The following is a 16,140-nucleotide window of genomic DNA, read 5'->3' as shown; positions in this document are numbered from 1 at the left end:
TCCGCCAGCCCGGACGCGCGGGCCAGAGCCCGGGTCTGCGCGGCCTGCGCCGCCGCTGCCGCGGCCTGCGCGGCCTCGACGTCCCGCACGATCTGCGCCAGCTCGGCGAGATCGCCGTCACTGAAACCCACGTATGGATCGCCACGCATCGTGCCCTCGTCTCATGCCAGGCGACGTGGTCGCGCCGCCTCTCCGCCGGGGCACTCGGCGGATCATCCGTGATCGGGAGAGGTGTTCTCCCGACCTGCGAGAAGTGTCCCACCGGCCTCCGACATCGACGCGTCGGATCGATCAGGATTCGAGAAGCCGGCTCCGTCGGCGCGGGCTATCGTGCCGATATGACCACGATCGAGTTCGTCACCGTCGAGGCCGCAGACCCGTCGGCGGCCGAAGCCTTCTACGCCGCCGCCTTCGAGGGCCTCGGCCGGGTGCGGGTGCGGGCATCGCAGGAGCCGACGTCCGGTTTCCGGGGACTCACCCTGTCGCTGGTCGTGTCTCAGCCCGGCACCGTCGACGCTCTCGTCGGGAGCGCCGTCGATGGCGGCGCCACCGTGGTGAAACCGGCGGCGAAGTCGCTGTGGGGCTACGGCGGCGTCGTCCAGGCGCCCGACGGCACGATCTGGACGCTCGCGTCCTCGTCGAAGAAGGACACCGGCCCCGCCACCCGGCAGGTCGACGACTTCGTGCTCCAGCTCGGCGTGACCGATGTGGCCGCGACCAGGCAGTTCTGCGCGGACCGTGGCCTGGTCGTGGCCAAGAGCTACGGCCGCACGTACGTCCAGTTCGACACCGGACCCGTCAGGCTCGCGCTCATCAAGCGCGCCGCCCTCGCCAAGAACGCCGGTGTCGCCCCCGACGGCACCGGGTCGCACCGGCTCGTGATCGGCGGCGACGCCGGATCGTTCACCGATCCGGACGGGTTCGTCTGGGAGGCCGCGTCCGCCTGAGCCCGACGCATCCGGCGACGCCTGTCACAGTCCGCCCCCGTGTCTCGTCGGATTGGTATGAGTAGACATCGGATCATCGTTCTGGGCGGCGGCTACACCGGCATCGTGGCCGCCGGACGGCTCGCGCGGCGGATACGGGAGGACGAGGCATCCGTCACCCTCGTCACCGGCAACGCGGTGCGCGACGAGCGCATGCGCTGGCACCAGCTGGCAGCCGGTCAGCGGTATCCGCTGCTGTCGATCGCCGATGCGCTGAGCGGGTCGGGCGTCGGGCTCACCATCGGCCGGGTCGAGCGCATCGACCTGGCAGGGCACGCCGTGGTGCTCGCCGGCGGCGAGGAGCTGCGCTACGACTCCCTCGTCGTCGCGCTCGGCAGCGTCATCGACGTCGGCCCGGTGCCCGGCGTGCACGAGCATGCGCACAGCCTGACGGATGTCGCGTCCATCGAGGCCGCGGCGCAGACGCTCGCCGGGCTCGCCGACGACGCCCGCGTCACCGTGATCGGGGGCGGTCTGACGGGCATCGAGCTCGCGACCGAGATCGCCGAGTCGCATCCGCGGCTCCGGATCACGATCGCGAGCTCGCGCGTCGCCGGCCACTGGCTGAGCGCGCCCGCGCGACGCCACCTGGCTCGGGCGTTCGATCGTCTCGGCATCGATTCGGAGGTCGGCCGCGTGGCACGCGTCGACGAGGACGCCGTGATCATGGCCGACGGGCGCGAACTGCCCTCCGCGCTCACCTTCTGGGCGGGCGGTTTCCGGGCGAACCCGCTGCTCGCGGCGGCGGGTCTCGACGTCGACGAGCGGGGCCGCGCGCGCGTCGACGCGACGTTCCGTTCCCTCTCGCATCGGGACGTGTGGGTGATCGGCGACGCCGCCCGGGTGCCCGGCCCCGACGGCGTGCCGTTGAAGATGGGCTGCCGTACGGGCGCCCTCATGGCGCTGGCCGCTCCGCAGAGGATCGCCGAGGAGCTCGCCGGCGCGACTGCCGCGCCGTTCGCGGGCCGCTATTTCGCGGAGTGCATCAGCCTCGGGCGCCACGACGCCCTGCTGCAGTGGCTGACGCCGGACGGTCGCCCCACCGACCGGATCGTCACCGGTCGCGCGGCGCGGTTCGTGAAGGAGTACGTGCACCGGGGCAACCTGTTCGTGGCCCGTCATCCCGGGCCTTACTCGCCCGTGCGACGCGCTCACGTCCCCGCGCAGGCCGAGGGCCGCCGCGAGATGATCGAGTCATGACCGAGATCTCCGAGTCGCTGTATCGCGTCGCCTTCGGCGCCGCGTACCGCATGCTCGGCTCGGTGGTCGACGCCGAGGACGTCGCGCAGTCGGCGATCGAGCGGCTGCTGCGGCTCGACCCGGCGGCGCAGCCCGTGAACGCCGAGGCGTGGCTCACCACGGTCGCGACGCGCCTGGCCGTCGACCAGCTGCGATCGGCGCGCGCCCGGCGAGAGGAGTACGTGGGCGAATGGCTGCCGGAACCGCTCGTCGGCGGATTCCTGGACGGCGCCGCCGACACCTCGGGCCATGCCGAGCTCGCCGAGGAGCTGTCCTTCGCGTTCCTCGTGCTGCTGGAGACGCTCACGCCCAGCGAACGGGCCGCCTTCCTGCTCCACGACGTGCTCGACTACTCCTACGACGAGATCGCGTCGGTGCTCGACCGACCTTCGCCGGCGGCGGCGCGACAGCTGGTGTCGCGGGCGCGGGCACGCGTGTCCGGGCGCGTGCCGCGGTATCCGGCGTCCGCCGCGAGACAGCAGCGGCTCGTGGCCCGGTTCATCGCCGCGGTCGAGTCGGGCTCGGTCGACGAGTTCGTGTCCCTGCTGGCCACGGACGTCGTCGCCACCGCCGACGGCGGCGGGAAGGTGCCCCCCGGATACGCCGTCAGCCGGCCCGTGCGCGGCATCGAGGCGGTCTCCAAGCTGCTGGCGTCGTTCCGGCGCCGCGCGGTCTTCCCCGTCCGCATCCAGTCGCGCGCGATCAACGGCGGGGCGGGCGTGGTCATCCTCGCCGACCTCCCCGTCGGCGGCGGGGTGGTCGGCGTCATGTCGCTCGATGTGCGGGAGGGGCGGATCGCCGCCATCCACGGCGTGGTCAACCCGGAGAAGCTGCGCCACCTGGTGCCCGCGCTGGGACCGCTGGCCGACCTCGACGCCGTGCGGGCGGCGGGCGGTCAGCCGACGAAGCCGCGCTCCCGGTAGAGGTCGATGCTCTCCCGGAGGGCGGCGAGCACGTACGGCGGGAACTCCATCCCCTGTTCGTGCGCCCACAGCAGCTGCGCCTCGATGCGGCCGACCTCGCGGGCGTACTTCACCAGGTCGCTGTCGAAGCCGAGGGCGGCCGCGACGCCGCCCATCTGCGCGCGGTAGCGATCCTGCCCGTTCGTGCCCACGAGGTTGTACGTCTTCTTCCGCAGCACGCGCGCGAGATAGAGCTGCCAGGGTCGGAGCGCCCCGCTGTGCACGAGCTCGGTGGCGCTCATCCGGTAGAACGCGAAGTGCCCGGGCTCCTGCCGGCGGATCGGCGCGATGATCGTGTCCGCGATGGCCGTCTCGCCGAGCTCGACCATTCCGTCGTGGATGACGTTGTAGGCGAGCACCGCCTGCCGTTCGGTGCTCGCGCCGGTGAGGTAGTACAGCAGGCGCGCGACGTCCTGGATGGCGGAGAGATGGGCGAGGGCGCCCATGACCTTCATCCGGTAGGAGACCTCCAGCTGGGGCTCCGCGGCGGGGCGCCCCAGGTCCTGCTGCAGACGGTCGAGGATCAGGCCGTGCTGGATCTCCTGCGGCTGCCAGACGTCGGCATAGAACATCCGGTCGACGTCGCTGACGTCGGGCAGCAGCACGAGCAGCTCGAGCACGTTGCGGTCGACCTCGAGCTCGACGCGGGCGAGATAGTCGATGACATGGCCGTAGCGAGCGGCGACGCCACGCGGATCGCGGATGCGGCGGTCGACCGCGTCGAGCCGGAGGGGCGGATGCTGCTCGCCCAGACGCTGGACGTGCTCGCGGATCCGCTGCGAGGAGGTCGGCTGCGCCATGCCTCCCATCATGCGCCCGTGCGGGCGCACGATGGGAGCGGCGTGGTCAGTTCAACTGGTCGACGATGTCGGTCTGCGCGTCGTAGGTGACGCTGATCTTCGTGCCGTTGACGAGCACCGTCGGGGTGCCGCTGATGCCGCTGGAATCCGACATCTCCTGCGCGAACGACTGGTACTCGTTGTTCAGGATGCTGCTCTCCAACTCGTCGGTCATGTTCACGCCGGCGTCCTCGGCGATCTGGACGAGCTCCTCGTTGGTCAGACCCGTCGAGTTCTCCTCGGGCTGGTTCTCGTACAGCGCCGTCAGGAAGGCGTAGGCGCTCGCGGGGTCGTACTGGGCGACCGAGAAGAACGCCCCGGCCGCACGGCTGGAGTAGTAGGTGCCCGACGAGTAGTTGTCGAGGATCGTGACGGGGTGCACGTTCAGCGTGATCTCGCCGTCGTCGATCAGCTGCTGGATGGTGTCGCCCTCGGACTCCTCGAACTGCTGGCAGTACGGGCAGAGGAAGTCGATGTAGGTGTCGACGGTGTTCGAGCCCGTGCCGAAGCTCACCGAGCCGGTGCTGGTGTCGATGTTCGACGCGGTGGGGGCGACGGCGGGCTCCGACGACTTGTTGTTGATCAGCACGACGGCGGCGACGATGGCGATCACCACGACCGCCGAGGCGACGCTCACCCAGATCGCGAACCAGTTCGTCTTCTTCGCCGGCGGCCGGTATCCGCGCACCGGCGTGCCGGGCCGCTTGCCCTGTGATCCCGGGCGGTTCCCCTGCCCGTTCGGGCGGTTTCCCTGCCCCTTGCCCTTCGGGTTGCCCTGTGCGGCAGCCATATCCGTCCTATCCGATCTCGCGCGGGCGCACGCCGAACGGCGCCAGACCCGCTGCCCCACCATCGGGTGCCGTGAGCACCCAGATACCACCATCGTGCACGGCCACGCTGTGCTCCCAGTGTGAGCCGTCCGAGCCGTCGACCGTGGAGACGGTCCAGTCGTCGTCCTCGACGAGGGTGTCCTCTCCCCCGGCGACGATCATCGGCTCGATCGCGAGCACCAGCCCGGGCTGGATCCGCGGCCCCGGGTCGGGCGTGCGGTAGTTGAACACGCTCGGCGACTCGTGCATCCGCCGCCCGATGCCGTGCCCGACGTAGTCGCGCAGGATGCCGTAGCCGTGGCCGGCGCGGACCACGTGGTCCTCGACCGCGGCGCCGATCTCGCCGATGTGGGTCCCGGTGGCCATCGCGGCGATCCCGGCCCACATCGACTGCTCGGTGACGCGCGACAGCTCCTCACGGGCGGCCACCAGCTCGGGGCGGGACGGGTCGGCGATCACGATCGTGATCGCCGAGTCGCCGTTCCAGCCCTCGTACTCGGCGCCGGCGTCGATCGAGACGATGTCGCCCGCCTCGAGCACGCGGCTGCCGGGGATGCCGTGGACCACCTGCTCGTTCACCGACACGCACGTGGTGTGGCGGTAGCCGCGCACGAGCTGGAAGTTCGAGCGCGCGCCGCGCTCGCGCACCACCCGCGCGGCCGCGGCGTCCAGCTCGCCCGTGGTCACGCCGGGGGTGGCGAGCTCGCGCACCGCCTGCAGCATGGCGGCCGTGATCAGCCCCGGCTCGACCATCGCCCGCAGCTGAGCGGGCGTCTTGTAGATGCCCCGGCGCAGCACCATCAGGACAGCGGCGTGAGGCCGCGGGCGATCAGCGCCGTGACGATCCGCTCGGTGATCTCGTCGAGCGAGCCGACGCCGTCGATCTGGGCGACCAGACCACGTTCGCCGTACACGCCGAGGATCGGCGCGGTCTCGGTCTCGTAGATCGACAGCCGCTTGGCGATGACCTCTTCAGTGTCGTCGGTGCGACCCTGCTCGGCGGCGCGCAGCGTGAGACGGGCGATGCTCTCCTCGCGGGGCACGTCCAGCTCGATGACGGCGTCCAACCCCTCGTCCCGCGCGGCGAGGAAGTCGTCCAGGTCGGCGACCTGGCCGAGGTTGCGCGGGTACCCGTCCAGCAGGAAGCCGCCGGCCGCGTCGTCCTGGCCCAGCCGCTCGCGCACGACGGCGCTGGTCAGCTCGTCCGGCACGAGGTTTCCCGCCTCGATGATCGACTGGACCCGGGCGCCGAGCTCGGTCCCGTCCTTGATGGCCGCACGGAACACGTCGCCGGTCGAGATCGCCGGCACGCCGAACGTCTCGGCGATGCGCACGCCCTGAGTGCCCTTGCCCGAGCCCTGGGGCCCCACGATCAGCAGGCGAGCCGTCATCGGAGGAGTCCTTCGTAGTGGCGCTGCTGCAGCTGCGCGTCGATCTGCTTCACCGTCTCCAGGCCCACGCCGACCATGATGAGGATCGAGGTGCCGCCGAACGGGAAGCTGGAGCTCGCGCCCAGCGTCGACAGCGCGATCAGCGGGATGAGCGCCACGAGGCCCAGGTAGATGGAGCCGGGCAGCGTGATGCGGGTGAGCACGTAGTCGAGGTACTCGGCGGTGGGCCGGCCGGCGCGGATGCCGGGGATGAAGCCGCCGTACTTCTTCATGTTGTCGGCGACGTCGACCGGGTTGAACGTGATGGCGACGTAGAAGTAGGTGAACCCGACGATCAGCAGGAAGTACAGCAGCCAGTACAGCGGGTGGTCGCCCTTGGTCAGGTAGTTGTTGATCCAGGTGACCCAGCCGGCGACCTCGCCGTTCGCATCGGGAGTCTGGTTGAACTGCGCGATCAGAGCCGGGATGTACAGCAGCGACGAGGCGAAGATGACGGGGACGACACCGGCCATGTTGACCTTGATGGGGATGTAGGTGTTCGTGCCGCCGTAGGTGCGCCGCCCGACCATGCGTTTGGCGTACTGCACCGGGATGCGCCGTTGCGACTGTTCGACGAACACCACGAGGGCGACGATGACGATGCCCACCAGGATGACCAGCAGGAAGGTCTCGAAGCCGCGGGACTGCCAGATGGTCCACATCTCGGACGGGAACTGCGCGGCGATGGAGGTGAAGATCAGCAGCGACATGCCGTTGCCGATGCCGCGCTCGGTGACCAGCTCGGCGAACCACATGATCAGGCCGGTGCCGGCGGTCATCGTGATGATCATCAGCAGCTGCGCCCACCAGGCGTCGTTGGTCAGCAGCTGAGAGCAGGACGTGGAGCTGGTGGTGCCGAACAGCTGGCCGCTGCGGGCGACCGTCACGAGGGTCGTGGACTGCAGCAGCGCGAGCGCGATCGTGAGGTAGCGGGTGTACTGCGTCAGCCGCGCCTGACCGGCCTGCCCCTCCTTGTAGAGGGTCTCGAAGTGCGGGATGACCACGCGCAGCAGCTGGACGATGATCGTCGCGGTGATGTACGGCATGACGCCGAGCGCGAAGATCGACAGCTTGAGCAGCGCGCCGCCGGAGAACAGGTTGACCAGGGAGAGCAGCCCCTGGGTGTTCGAGGAGTCCGAGAGGCACTCCTGCACGTTCGTGAAGTCGACGAACGGCGACGGCACGTGCGCACCGAGGCGGTAGAGCACGATGATGCCCAGGGTGAAGGCGATCTTCCGCCGCAGGTCAGGCGTGCGGAACACACGCGCGATAGCGCTGAACACGTGGGGGTCCTCCAGAAAAGGTTCCGGCGCGCACAGCACGCACAGACGTCCAGGTTAGCCCACCCTGTCCGCGGCTGCGCACTCGCCCGGAACGACAGTGGGGGCCGGAGCACGCTCCGACCCCCACCGGGTTGTCACTTGACGGTGCCGCCCGCGGCGACGATCTTCTGCTCCGCGGAACCGGAGACCTTGTCGACCGCGACGTTCAGCTTCACGGCGATGTCGCCGGTGCCGAGCACCTTGACCTTCTCGTTCTTGCGCACCGCGCCCTTGGCGACCAGGTCGCCCACGGTGACGTCGCCACCGGTCGGGTACAGCTCCGCGAGCTTCTCCAGGTTCACGACCTGGTACTCGACCCGGAACGGGTTCTTGAAGCCGCGCAGCTTCGGGGTGCGCATGTGCAGCGGCATCTGACCGCCCTCGAACCCCACCTTGACCTGGTACCGGGCCTTCGTGCCCTTGGTGCCGCGGCCGGCGGTCTTGCCCTTCGAGCCCTCGCCGCGACCCACGCGGGTCTTCGCGGTGTTGGCGCCGGGAACCGGACGCAGGTGGTGCACCTTCAGCACGCCGGGCCGGGTCGCGGCGTCCTTCGACTCCGCCTTCGCCGGAGCCTTGGCGGCGGCCTTCTTGGCGGGCGCCTTCTTCTCCTTGTCGACGACCGCCTCGGTCGCCTTCTCAGCCTTCTCGGCCATCAGTCGATCTCCTCAACCTTCACGAGGTGGGCGACCGCGCGGACGTAGCCGCGCGTCTGGGCGTCGTCGGGACGGACGACGGAGTCGCCGATCCGCTTCAGACCGAGCGAACGCAGCGTGTCGCGCTGGTTCTGCTTCTCGCTCACCTTGGACTTGACCTGGGTCACCTTGAGCCGCGCGGCCATCAGACACCTGCCTTCTGCGCCGCGGCGGCCTCGGCCTCGGCGCGGACGAGTCGGGCGGGGGCGACCTGGTCGAAGTCGAGGCCACGGCGGGCGGCGACGTGACGCGGCTCCTCGAGCTGCTTCAGCGCCTCGACGGTCGCGTGCACGATGTTGATCGTGTTCGACGAGCCGAGCGACTTCGACAGGACGTCATGGATGCCGGCGCACTCGAGCACGGCGCGCACCGGACCGCCGGCGATGACACCGGTACCGGCGGCGGCGGGACGCAGCAGCACCACGCCGGCAGCGGCCTCGCCCTGCACCGGGTGCGGGATGGTTCCGCCTGTGCGCGGCACGCGGAAGAAGTTGCGCTTGGCCTCTTCGACGCCCTTCGAGATCGCCAGCGGCACCTCGCGGGCCTTGCCGTAGCCGACCCCGACCACGCCGTTGCCGTCTCCGACGACCACGAGGGCGGTGAAGCTGAACCGGCGACCGCCCTTGACGACCTTCGACACGCGGTTGATCGTGACGACGCGCTCCAGGAACTGGCTGTCGTTGCGGTTGTTCGCGTTGCGGTCGCGGTTGGGGTTGCGCTCGCGCGCGCCCCGGCGCGCCTCGCGCGGCTCGGTCTGGGTCTCGGCCTCTGCGGGCGCGGCCGCAGCAGCGTCGGTCACGGTGCCGTCGGACACAGTGGTCTCCTTGATCTCACTCACAGGTTCAGCCCTCCTTCGCGGGCGCCGGAGGCGACAGCGGCGACGCGACCGGCGTAGCGGTTGCCACCACGGTCGAACACGACGTCCGACACGCCGGCGGCCTTCGCACGCTCGGCGACGAGCTCGCCGACCTTGCGCGCCTTGGCGGTCTTGTCGCCGTCGAAGCCGCGCAGGTCGGCCTCGAGCGTGGACGCGCTGGCCACGGTGCGGCCCTGACCGTCGTCGACCAGCTGGACGAAGACGTGGCGGGCGGAACGGGTCACGACCAGGCGCGGCCGCTCGGCGGTGCCGACGACCTTCTTGCGCAGCCGGGCGTGGCGACGCCCCCGCGCGACGGACTTGGAAGTCACAGCCATGGTTACTTACCAGCCTTTCCGGCCTTGCGCCGAACGACCTCGCCGGCGTAGCGCACACCCTTGCCCTTGTAGGGCTCGGGCTTGCGGATCTTGCGGATGTTGGCGGCCGCCTCGCCGACGGCCTGCTTGTCGATGCCGCTCACGGTGAGCTTGTTGTTGCCCTCCACCGTGAAGGTGATGCCGGCCGGCGGGTCGACGAGCACCGGGTGCGAGAAGCCCAGGGCGAACTCGACCGAGCCGCCCTTCTGCGCGACGCGGTAGCCCGTGCCGACGACCTCGAGGCCCTTGGTGTAGCCCTGGGTGACACCGATGATGTTGTTGTTGATGAGGGTGCGGGTCAGGCCGTGCAGCGACCGGGAGGCACGCTCGTCGTCGGGACGGCTGACGAGAACCTGGTTCTCCTCGACCGTGACCTCGATCGGGCGCGACACGGTGAGCGCGAGCTCGCCCTTGGGGCCCTTGACGGCGACGTCCTGGCCGTCGACGGTCACGGTGACGCCGGCGGGGATGTCGATGGGAAGACGTCCGATACGCGACATGTCAGATCACCACACGTAGGCGAGGACTTCCCCACCCACGCCCTTCGACTCGGCCTGACGGTCGGTGAGCAGACCGGAGGAGGTGGACAGGATGGCGACGCCGAGCCCGCCGAGGACCTTGGGGATCTCGGTCGACTTGGCGTACACGCGCAGGCCGGGCTTGGAGACGCGCTTGATGCCGGCGATCGACCGCTCGCGGTTGGGGCCGTACTTCAGCGTCAGGGTCAGGGTCTGGCCGACGCGGGCGTCTGCGACCTGCCAGCCGGAGATGTAGCCCTCCTGCTGGAGGATCTCGGCGATGTGGGTCTTCAGCTTGGAGCTGGGCAGCGACACCTCGTCGTGGTGCGCGGCGTTCGCGTTGCGCAGCCGGGTCAGCATGTCTGCGACCGGGTCTGTCATCGTCATGATGGTGTTTCCTTCGTTCAGCGGTTTCGGATGCCGTTACACGACAGCCGACCTTCGTGATGGGTGGTGCTCAGGCCTGAGGGTCGTTCTGACGGAACGGGAAGCCGAGGTGACGCAGCAGCGAGCGGCCCTCGTCGTCCGTGTTCGCCGTGGTGACGACGGTGATGTCGAACCCACGGACGCGGTCGATCCTGTCCTGATCGATCTCGTGGAAGACCGACTGCTCCTGCAGACCGAACGTGTAGTTGCCGTGACCGTCGAACTGGCGGTCGGACAGCCCGCGGAAGTCGCGGATGCGCGGCAGCGCGAGGCTGACCAGGCGGTCCAGGAACTCCCAGGCGCGGTCGCCGCGCAGCGTGACGTGCGCGCCGATGGCCTGGCCCTCGCGCAGCTTGAACTGCGCGATGGACTTGCGGGCCTTGGTGACGACCGGCTTCTGGCCGGTGATGCGGGTGAGGTCGTCGACCGCCCCGTCGATCACCTTGCTGTCGCGAGCGGCCTCGCCGACACCGGTGTTCACGACGACCTTGACCAGGCCGGGGATCTGCATGACGTTGGTGTAGCCGAACTCGTCCTGCAGCGCCTTCTTGATCTCGGCGTTGTACTTCTGCTTCAGGCGGGGCTGGTTCGTGCCAGCCTCCACGGCAGCGGTGGTGCTCATGTTCAGAGGTCCTTGCCTGACTTCTTCGCGTAGCGCACGCGGACCGTGCGCTTCACGCCGTCCTTGACCTGCTCCTCGACCCGGCGGCCGACGCGGGTCGGCTTCTTGGTCGAGGGGTCGACGAGGGCGACGTTGGAGATGTGGATGGGGGCCTCGAAGGTCTCGATGCCGCCCGTCTTGGTGCCGCGCTGGGACTGGCCCACGCGGTTGTGCTTGGTGACGTAGTTCACGCCCTCGACGAGCACGCGGTTCTGCTCCGGGAAGACCTCGAGGACCTTCCCCTGCTTGCCGCGGTCGCCGCCGCGCTCGGGCTTGGCGCCCGAGATGACCTGAACCAGGTCGCCCTTCTTGATCTTCGCCATGATCAGATGACCTCCGGGGCGAGCGAGACGATCTTCATGAACTTCTTGTCGCGAAGCTCACGACCGACCGGGCCGAAGATGCGGGTGCCGCGGGGCTCCCCGTCGTTCTTCAGGATCACGGCGGCGTTCTCGTCGAACTTGATGTACGAGCCGTCGGGACGACGGGTCTCCTTGACGGTGCGGACGATGACGGCCTTGACCACGTCGCCCTTCTTCACGTTGCCGCCGGGGATCGCGTCCTTGACCGTGGCGACGATGACGTCGCCCAGGCCGGCGTAACGGCGGTTCGAACCGCCGAGCACCCGGATGGTCAGCAGCTCCTTGGCGCCGGTGTTGTCGGCGACCTTGAGGCGGGTCTCGGTCTGGATCACTTGGCCTTCTCCAGGATCTCCACCAGACGCCAGCGCTTGGTGGCGCTCAGCGGGCGGGTCTCGTTGATGAGCACCAGGTCGCCGATGCCGGCGGTGTTGCCCTCGTCGTGCGCCTTCACCTTGGAGGTGCGGCGGATGACCTTGCCGTACAGGGGGTGCTTCACGCGGTCCTCGACCTCGACGACGATGGTCTTGTCCATCTTGTCGCTGACAACGTAGCCGCGGCGGGCCTTGCGGTATCCGCGGGCGTCGGCGTCGCGCACGTCGTGGGCAGCGTGCTCGTGCCCGGCCGTCTCGACGACGGCCTCCTCGGCCTTCTTCGTGGTGGCCATCACTCAGCCTCTTCCTTCACGGCCTCGTCGGCGTCCGCCTTCTTGGCCTTGCTCTTCTTCGCCTTGGCCGGAGCCTCCACCGCGACCGGGGTCGCACGGATCCCGAGCTCGCGCTCGCGGATCACGGTGTACAGACGCGCGATGTCGCGCTTGACGGCGCGGATGCGGCCGTGGCTCTCGAGCTGCCCGGTGGCGGACTGGAAGCGCAGGTTGAACAGCTCTTCCTTCGCCTTGCGCAGCTCCTCGACCAGACGCTGGTCTTCGAACGTGTCGAGCTCGCTCGGGGCGAGCTGCTTGGTGCCGATCGCCATTACGCGTCGCCCTCCTCGCGCTTGATGATGCGTGCCTTCAGCGGCAGCTTGTGGATGGCACGGGTCAGGGCCTCGCGAGCGAGCTGCTCGTTGACGCCGGCGACCTCGAAGAGGACGCGACCCGGCTTGACGTTCGCGACCCACCACTCGGGCGAGCCCTTGCCGGAGCCCATACGGGTCTCGGCGGGCTTCTTGGTCAGCGGACGGTCGGGGTAGATGTTGATCCACACCTTGCCGCCGCGCTTGATGTGACGGGTCATCGCGATACGAGCGGACTCGATCTGACGGTTGGTCACATAGGCGGGGGTCAGCGCCTGGATGCCGAACTCGCCGAAGGAGACCTTCGTGCCGCCGGTGGCCTGGCCGCTGCGGCCCGGGTGGTGCTGCTTGCGGTACTTGACCTTGCGGGGGATGAGCATTACGCCGACGCTCCTTCTGCCACGGGGGCCTCGTTGCGACGCGGGCGACGGTCGCGGGCCGGCTTCTGGTTCGCCTGCTCGCGGGCCAGCTCCTTGTTGGTCAGGTCGCCCTTGTAGATCCAGACCTTCACGCCGATGCGGCCGAAGGTGGTCTTGGCCTCGTAGAAGCCGTAGTCGATGTTCGCGCGGAGCGTGTGCAGCGGCACCCGGCCCTCGCGGTAGAACTCCGAGCGGCTCATCTCGGCACCGCCGAGACGGCCGGAGACCTGGATGCGGACGCCCTTGGCGCCGGCGCGCTGCGCGCCCTGCAGGCCCTTGCGCATCGCGCGGCGGAACGCCACGCGGGCGCTCAGCTGCTCGGCCACGCCCTGGGCCACCAGCTGCGCGTCGGCCTCGGGGTTCTTGACCTCGAGGATGTTCAGCTGGATCTGCTTGCCGGTGAGCTTCTCGAGGTCGGCGCGGATGCGCTCGGCCTCCGCGCCGCGGCGGCCGATGACGATGCCCGGGCGCGCGGTGTGGATGTCGACGCGGACGCGGTCACGCGTGCGCTCGATCTCGATGTTGCTCACGCCCGCGCGGTCGAGCTTCGACTGCAGGAGCTTGCGGATCCGGATGTCCTCGGCCACGTAGTCGGCGTAGCGCTGACCGGGCTTGGTGGAGTCGGAGAACCAGCGCGACACGTGGTCGGTGGTGATGCCCAGGCGGAAGCCGTACGGGTTGACCTTCTGTCCCATTACTTGCTCGCCTTCTTGCTCGTGGCGCCCGCCGCGGCCTCGTCGACCTCGGGGGTGGCCAGCACGACCGTGATGTGGCTCGTGCGCTTCTTGATCTGGAACGCGCGGCCCTGGGCACGGGGCTGGAAACGCTTGAGCGTGGTGCCCTCGTCGACGTACGCGTTCTTCACGTACAGGTCGGCCTCGTCCAGGTACTCGTTCTGCTGGTCGGCCTTCACCCGGGCGTTGGCCACGGCGGAGGCGACGAGCTTGTAGATCGGCTCGCTCGCGGACTGCTGCGCGAACTTCAGGATCGCCAGGGCCTCCTCGGCCTGCTTGCCCTTGATCAGCGCGACGACACGGCGTGCCTTCTGCGGGGTGACGCGGATGTGCTTCACGCGTGCAATGGACTCGACCATCAGCGGCGCCGCCCCTTCTTGTCGTCCTTCACGTGACCGCGGAAGGTGCGGGTGGGCGCGAACTCGCCCAGCTTGTGGCCGACCATGGTCTCGGACACGAACACCGGGATGTGCTTGCGTCCGTCGTGCACGGCGATCGTGTGCCCCAGCATGGCGGGGACGATCATCGAGCGACGCGACCAGGTCTTGATGACGTTCTTGGTGCCGGCTTCGTTCTGGACGACGACCTTGCGGAGCAGGTGCTCGTCGACGAAAGGGCCCTTCTTCAGGCTGCGAGGCATCTTCCTCTACTCCTACTTGCGCTTCTTGCCGGCGGTACGGCGGCGGACGATCAGCTTGTCGCTTTCCTTGTTCGCGTGGCGGGTGCGGCCCTCAGGCTGACCCCACGGCGAAACCGGGTGGCGACCACCGCTGGTCTTGCCCTCACCACCACCGTGCGGGTGGTCGACCGGGTTCATGGCGACACCGCGGACGGTCGGGCGCACGCCCTTCCAGCGCTTGCGGCCGGCCTTGCCCCAGTTGATGTTGGACTGCTCGGCGTTGCCGACCTCGCCGATCGTCGCGCGGCAGCGCAGGTCGACGTTGCGGATCTCGCCCGAGGGCAGCCGCAGCTGCGCGTACGGGCCGTCCTTCGCGACCAGGCGGACGCTGGCGCCGGCGGAGCGGGCCAGCTTCGCGCCGCCGCCGGGACGCAGCTCGATCGCGTGGATCACCGTACCGGTGGGGATGTTGCGCAGCGGCAGGTTGTTGCCGGGCTTGATGTCGGCGGCCGGACCCGACTCGACGACGTCACCCTGCGACAGCTTGTTCGGCGCGAGGATGTAGCGCTTCGTGCCGTCGACGTAGTGCAGCAGCGCGATGCGCGCGGTGCGGTTGGGGTCGTATTCGATGTGCGCGACCTTGGCGTCGATGCCGTCCTTGTCGTTGCGACGGAAGTCGATCAGACGGTACTGGCGCTTGTGACCGCCACCGATGTGCCGCGTCGTGATGCGGCCCTGGTTGTTGCGGCCACCGGTCTTGGACAGCGGGCGCAGCAGCGACTTCTCCGGCGTCGACCGGGTGATCTCAGCGAAGTCGGCGACCGACGAACCGCGACGACCCGGGGTCGTGGGCTTGTACTTGCGAATTGCCATTGTTCTCTCGTCCTCGTCCCGACCGTCAGCCGACTGCCGTGAAGATGTCGATGGTGCCCGAGCGCAGGGTCACGATCGCGCGCTTGGTGTCCTTGCGCTTGCCGATGCCGAAGCGGGTGCGACGGGCCTTGCCGACGCGGTTGATCGTGTTGACCGCGGCGACCTTGACGCCGAAGATCTTCTCGACCGCGAGCTTGATCTCGGTCTTGTTCGCACGGGGATCCACGTAGAACGTGTACTTGCCCTCGTCGATCAAGCCGTAGCTCTTCTCCGAGACGACCGGCTTCAGGATGATGTCGCGCGGGTCCTTGTTCACGGCGGTCATGCCGAGACCTCCTCGGTGGCCGTCTTGGACGCGACGAAGGCGTCGTAGGCGGCCTGGGTGAAGACGATGTCGTCGGAGACGAGCACGTCGTAGGCGTTCAGCTGGTCGAAGCTCAGCACGTGCACGTACGCGAGGTTGCGCACGCTCTTGACGGTGAGCTCGTCGGCGCGCTCGATCACGACGAGCACGTTCTTGGTGCCGCCCAGGGCGGACAGCACCGCCGCGGCGGCCTTGGTCGAGGGTGCGCCGTCGATCCCGAAGGACTCGACGATGTGCAGCCGCTCGCCGCGGACGCGGTCGCTGAGCGCGCCCAGGAGGGCGGCCGAGACCATCTTCTTGGGGGTGCGCTGGGCGTAGTTGCGCGGCTTCGGGCCGTGCACGATGCCACCACCGGTCATGTGCGGCGCACGGATCGAGCCCTGCCGGGCGTTGCCCGTGCCCTTCTGCTTGAACGGCTTGCGGCCGGCGCCGGAGACCTCGCCGCGACGCTTGGTCGAGTGGGTGCCCTGGCGAGCCGCCGCGAGCTGCGCGACGACGACCTGGTGGATCAGCGGGATGTTCGTCTTGACGTCGAACAGGGCGGCGGGCAGCTCGACCGAGCCGGCCTTCTTGCCGTCTGCCTTGCGGACGTCGAGCGCGAGAGTCGAGTCAGCCAT

General features: G+C 69.3%; 26 protein-coding genes. 3 read left to right on the top strand and 23 right to left on the bottom strand.

From position 1 onward, the window contains the following. Nucleotides 1-338 precede the first annotated feature (338 nt). The 3 genes from QM626_RS05200 to sigJ are packed head-to-tail and all read left to right on the top strand — an operon-like array spanning nucleotide 339 to nucleotide 3,148. Nucleotides 339-947 carry a glyoxalase gene (locus tag QM626_RS05200; protein WP_415074684.1) on the top strand — a complete coding sequence of 203 codons (609 nt, stop codon included), beginning with the start codon at nucleotides 339-341 and terminating at the stop codon, nucleotides 945-947. Between the two features lie 57 nt (nucleotides 948-1,004). Beyond that, entirely contained in the window at nucleotides 1,005-2,186 is a 1,182-nt protein-coding gene (locus QM626_RS05195) for an NAD(P)/FAD-dependent oxidoreductase (RefSeq protein ID WP_415074682.1), read from the top strand. Next, entirely contained in the window at nucleotides 2,183-3,148 is a 966-nt protein-coding gene (gene sigJ, locus QM626_RS05190; protein ID WP_415074680.1) for an RNA polymerase sigma factor SigJ, read from the top strand. The genes QM626_RS05195 and sigJ overlap by 4 nt, the downstream gene beginning before the upstream one ends. On the opposite strand, the gene QM626_RS05185 is transcribed toward sigJ, so the two are convergent. From QM626_RS05185 to rplD, 23 genes are all read right to left on the bottom strand, one after another. Then, nucleotides 3,121-3,987 (bottom strand): GTP-binding protein LepA, encoded by an 867-nt coding sequence (locus QM626_RS05185; RefSeq protein ID WP_415074678.1) that lies wholly within the window; start codon nucleotides 3,985-3,987, stop codon nucleotides 3,121-3,123. The two genes, sigJ and QM626_RS05185, sit on opposite strands and share 28 nt — an antisense overlap. 46 nt (nucleotides 3,988-4,033) lie before the next feature. Next, entirely contained in the window at nucleotides 4,034-4,816 is a 783-nt protein-coding gene (locus QM626_RS05180) for a DsbA family protein (protein ID WP_415074676.1), read from the bottom strand. 7 nt (nucleotides 4,817-4,823) lie between these two features. Then, nucleotides 4,824-5,657 carry a type I methionyl aminopeptidase gene (gene map / locus QM626_RS05175; RefSeq protein ID WP_415074674.1) on the bottom strand — a complete coding sequence of 278 codons (834 nt, stop codon included), beginning with the start codon at nucleotides 5,655-5,657 and terminating at the stop codon, nucleotides 4,824-4,826. After that, the gene (locus tag QM626_RS05170; protein WP_415074672.1) at nucleotides 5,657-6,247 is read right to left on the bottom strand and encodes an adenylate kinase; all 591 of its coding nucleotides are present in this window, start codon (nucleotides 6,245-6,247) and stop codon (nucleotides 5,657-5,659) included. Before QM626_RS05170 ends, map begins: the two co-directional genes overlap by 1 nt. Beyond that, complete coding sequence (gene secY / locus QM626_RS05165; RefSeq protein WP_415074670.1) at nucleotides 6,244-7,569, bottom strand: preprotein translocase subunit SecY; 1,326 nt, start codon at nucleotides 7,567-7,569, stop codon at nucleotides 6,244-6,246. Before secY ends, QM626_RS05170 begins: the two co-directional genes overlap by 4 nt. A 134-nt stretch (nucleotides 7,570-7,703) precedes the next feature. Continuing rightward, a complete protein-coding gene (gene rplO, locus QM626_RS05160) occupies nucleotides 7,704-8,261 on the bottom strand; it encodes a 50S ribosomal protein L15 (RefSeq protein WP_415074668.1) in 558 nt (185 codons plus the stop codon). Beyond that, entirely contained in the window at nucleotides 8,261-8,446 is a 186-nt protein-coding gene (gene rpmD, locus QM626_RS05155) for a 50S ribosomal protein L30 (RefSeq protein ID WP_045249910.1), read from the bottom strand. Before rpmD ends, rplO begins: the two co-directional genes overlap by 1 nt. Continuing rightward, entirely contained in the window at nucleotides 8,446-9,138 is a 693-nt protein-coding gene (rpsE, locus tag QM626_RS05150; RefSeq protein ID WP_415074665.1) for a 30S ribosomal protein S5, read from the bottom strand. Before rpsE ends, rpmD begins: the two co-directional genes overlap by 1 nt. Beyond that, nucleotides 9,135-9,494 (bottom strand): 50S ribosomal protein L18, encoded by a 360-nt coding sequence (rplR, locus tag QM626_RS05145; protein WP_415074663.1) that lies wholly within the window; start codon nucleotides 9,492-9,494, stop codon nucleotides 9,135-9,137. The genes rpsE and rplR overlap by 4 nt, the downstream gene beginning before the upstream one ends. Nucleotides 9,495-9,496: 2 nt before the next feature. Continuing rightward, a complete protein-coding gene (gene rplF / locus QM626_RS05140; protein WP_415074661.1) occupies nucleotides 9,497-10,033 on the bottom strand; it encodes a 50S ribosomal protein L6 in 537 nt (178 codons plus the stop codon). 6 nt (nucleotides 10,034-10,039) lie between these two features. Next, nucleotides 10,040-10,438, bottom strand: coding sequence for a 30S ribosomal protein S8 (gene rpsH, locus QM626_RS05135; protein WP_415074659.1), 399 nt, complete (start codon nucleotides 10,436-10,438; stop codon nucleotides 10,040-10,042). Nucleotides 10,439-10,508: 70 nt separating this feature from the next. Continuing rightward, on the bottom strand, nucleotides 10,509-11,099 hold the full coding sequence (gene rplE, locus QM626_RS05130) for a 50S ribosomal protein L5 (protein ID WP_415074657.1): 591 nt from the start codon (nucleotides 11,097-11,099) through the stop codon (nucleotides 10,509-10,511). A gap of 2 nt (nucleotides 11,100-11,101) precedes the next feature. After that, nucleotides 11,102-11,461 (bottom strand): 50S ribosomal protein L24, encoded by a 360-nt coding sequence (gene rplX / locus QM626_RS05125; protein WP_415074655.1) that lies wholly within the window; start codon nucleotides 11,459-11,461, stop codon nucleotides 11,102-11,104. Between the two features lie 2 nt (nucleotides 11,462-11,463). Next, entirely contained in the window at nucleotides 11,464-11,832 is a 369-nt protein-coding gene (rplN, locus tag QM626_RS05120) for a 50S ribosomal protein L14 (protein WP_415074653.1), read from the bottom strand. Further along, nucleotides 11,829-12,164: a 30S ribosomal protein S17 gene (gene rpsQ / locus QM626_RS05115; RefSeq protein ID WP_415074651.1), complete on the bottom strand. Its 336-nt coding sequence runs from the start codon at nucleotides 12,162-12,164 to the stop codon at nucleotides 11,829-11,831. Before rpsQ ends, rplN begins: the two co-directional genes overlap by 4 nt. Further along, nucleotides 12,164-12,475, bottom strand: a complete 312-nt coding sequence (rpmC, locus tag QM626_RS05110; RefSeq protein ID WP_415074649.1) for a 50S ribosomal protein L29 — start codon at nucleotides 12,473-12,475, stop codon at nucleotides 12,164-12,166. Before rpmC ends, rpsQ begins: the two co-directional genes overlap by 1 nt. Continuing rightward, nucleotides 12,475-12,894 carry a 50S ribosomal protein L16 gene (gene rplP / locus QM626_RS05105; RefSeq protein ID WP_029145865.1) on the bottom strand — a complete coding sequence of 140 codons (420 nt, stop codon included), beginning with the start codon at nucleotides 12,892-12,894 and terminating at the stop codon, nucleotides 12,475-12,477. Before rplP ends, rpmC begins: the two co-directional genes overlap by 1 nt. Next, complete coding sequence (rpsC, locus tag QM626_RS05100) at nucleotides 12,894-13,628, bottom strand: 30S ribosomal protein S3 (protein WP_415074646.1); 735 nt, start codon at nucleotides 13,626-13,628, stop codon at nucleotides 12,894-12,896. The genes rplP and rpsC overlap by 1 nt, the downstream gene beginning before the upstream one ends. Further along, nucleotides 13,628-14,026 (bottom strand): 50S ribosomal protein L22, encoded by a 399-nt coding sequence (gene rplV, locus QM626_RS05095; RefSeq protein ID WP_415074644.1) that lies wholly within the window; start codon nucleotides 14,024-14,026, stop codon nucleotides 13,628-13,630. Before rplV ends, rpsC begins: the two co-directional genes overlap by 1 nt. Continuing rightward, nucleotides 14,026-14,307: a 30S ribosomal protein S19 gene (gene rpsS, locus QM626_RS05090; protein WP_056117683.1), complete on the bottom strand. Its 282-nt coding sequence runs from the start codon at nucleotides 14,305-14,307 to the stop codon at nucleotides 14,026-14,028. The genes rplV and rpsS overlap by 1 nt, the downstream gene beginning before the upstream one ends. Nucleotides 14,308-14,319: 12 nt before the next feature. Next, entirely contained in the window at nucleotides 14,320-15,159 is an 840-nt protein-coding gene (rplB, locus tag QM626_RS05085) for a 50S ribosomal protein L2 (RefSeq protein ID WP_415074641.1), read from the bottom strand. Nucleotides 15,160-15,184: 25 nt separating this feature from the next. Next, a complete protein-coding gene (rplW, locus tag QM626_RS05080) occupies nucleotides 15,185-15,484 on the bottom strand; it encodes a 50S ribosomal protein L23 (RefSeq protein WP_415074639.1) in 300 nt (99 codons plus the stop codon). After that, nucleotides 15,481-16,140: a 50S ribosomal protein L4 gene (gene rplD / locus QM626_RS05075; RefSeq protein WP_415074637.1), complete on the bottom strand. Its 660-nt coding sequence runs from the start codon at nucleotides 16,138-16,140 to the stop codon at nucleotides 15,481-15,483. Before rplD ends, rplW begins: the two co-directional genes overlap by 4 nt.

Source organism: Microbacterium sp., assembly GCF_047606385.1.
In the GTDB taxonomy this organism is placed as follows: Bacteria; Actinomycetota; Actinomycetes; order Actinomycetales; family Microbacteriaceae; genus Microbacterium.
The sequence above is the reverse complement of the archived record's forward strand: the minus strand, read 5'-3'. Positions and strand labels throughout refer to the sequence as shown.

Bases quoted from the DNA above. Each gene is read 5' to 3' on its own strand.
- QM626_RS05200 (WP_415074684.1), top strand. From the start codon at position 339: ATGACCACGATCGAGTTCGTCACCGTCGAGGCCGCAGACCCGTCGGCG.
- QM626_RS05195 (WP_415074682.1), top strand. From the start codon at position 1,005: ATGAGTAGACATCGGATCATCGTTCTGGGCGGCGGCTACACCGGCATC.
- sigJ (WP_415074680.1), top strand. From the start codon at position 2,183: ATGACCGAGATCTCCGAGTCGCTGTATCGCGTCGCCTTCGGCGCCGCG.
- QM626_RS05185 (WP_415074678.1), bottom strand. From the start codon at position 3,987: ATGGCGCAGCCGACCTCCTCGCAGCGGATCCGCGAGCACGTCCAGCGT.
- QM626_RS05180 (WP_415074676.1), bottom strand. From the start codon at position 4,816: ATGGCTGCCGCACAGGGCAACCCGAAGGGCAAGGGGCAGGGAAACCGC.
- map (WP_415074674.1), bottom strand. From the start codon at position 5,657: ATGGTGCTGCGCCGGGGCATCTACAAGACGCCCGCTCAGCTGCGGGCG.
- QM626_RS05170 (WP_415074672.1), bottom strand. From the start codon at position 6,247: ATGACGGCTCGCCTGCTGATCGTGGGGCCCCAGGGCTCGGGCAAGGGC.
- rplO (WP_415074668.1), bottom strand. From the start codon at position 8,261: ATGGCCGAGAAGGCTGAGAAGGCGACCGAGGCGGTCGTCGACAAGGAG.
- rpmD (WP_045249910.1), bottom strand. From the start codon at position 8,446: ATGGCCGCGCGGCTCAAGGTGACCCAGGTCAAGTCCAAGGTGAGCGAG.
- rplR (WP_415074663.1), bottom strand. From the start codon at position 9,494: ATGGCTGTGACTTCCAAGTCCGTCGCGCGGGGGCGTCGCCACGCCCGG.
- rplF (WP_415074661.1), bottom strand. From the start codon at position 10,033: ATGTCGCGTATCGGACGTCTTCCCATCGACATCCCCGCCGGCGTCACC.
- rpsH (WP_415074659.1), bottom strand. From the start codon at position 10,438: ATGACGATGACAGACCCGGTCGCAGACATGCTGACCCGGCTGCGCAAC.
- rplE (WP_415074657.1), bottom strand. From the start codon at position 11,099: ATGAGCACCACCGCTGCCGTGGAGGCTGGCACGAACCAGCCCCGCCTG.
- rplX (WP_415074655.1), bottom strand. From the start codon at position 11,461: ATGGCGAAGATCAAGAAGGGCGACCTGGTTCAGGTCATCTCGGGCGCC.
- rpsQ (WP_415074651.1), bottom strand. From the start codon at position 12,164: ATGGCCACCACGAAGAAGGCCGAGGAGGCCGTCGTCGAGACGGCCGGG.
- rpmC (WP_415074649.1), bottom strand. From the start codon at position 12,475: ATGGCGATCGGCACCAAGCAGCTCGCCCCGAGCGAGCTCGACACGTTC.
- rplP (WP_029145865.1), bottom strand. From the start codon at position 12,894: ATGCTCATCCCCCGCAAGGTCAAGTACCGCAAGCAGCACCACCCGGGC.
- rpsC (WP_415074646.1), bottom strand. From the start codon at position 13,628: ATGGGACAGAAGGTCAACCCGTACGGCTTCCGCCTGGGCATCACCACC.
- rplV (WP_415074644.1), bottom strand. From the start codon at position 14,026: ATGGTCGAGTCCATTGCACGCGTGAAGCACATCCGCGTCACCCCGCAG.
- rpsS (WP_056117683.1), bottom strand. From the start codon at position 14,307: ATGCCTCGCAGCCTGAAGAAGGGCCCTTTCGTCGACGAGCACCTGCTC.
- rplB (WP_415074641.1), bottom strand. From the start codon at position 15,159: ATGGCAATTCGCAAGTACAAGCCCACGACCCCGGGTCGTCGCGGTTCG.
- rplW (WP_415074639.1), bottom strand. From the start codon at position 15,484: ATGACCGCCGTGAACAAGGACCCGCGCGACATCATCCTGAAGCCGGTC.
- rplD (WP_415074637.1), bottom strand. From the start codon at position 16,140: ATGGCTGACTCGACTCTCGCGCTCGACGTCCGCAAGGCAGACGGCAAG.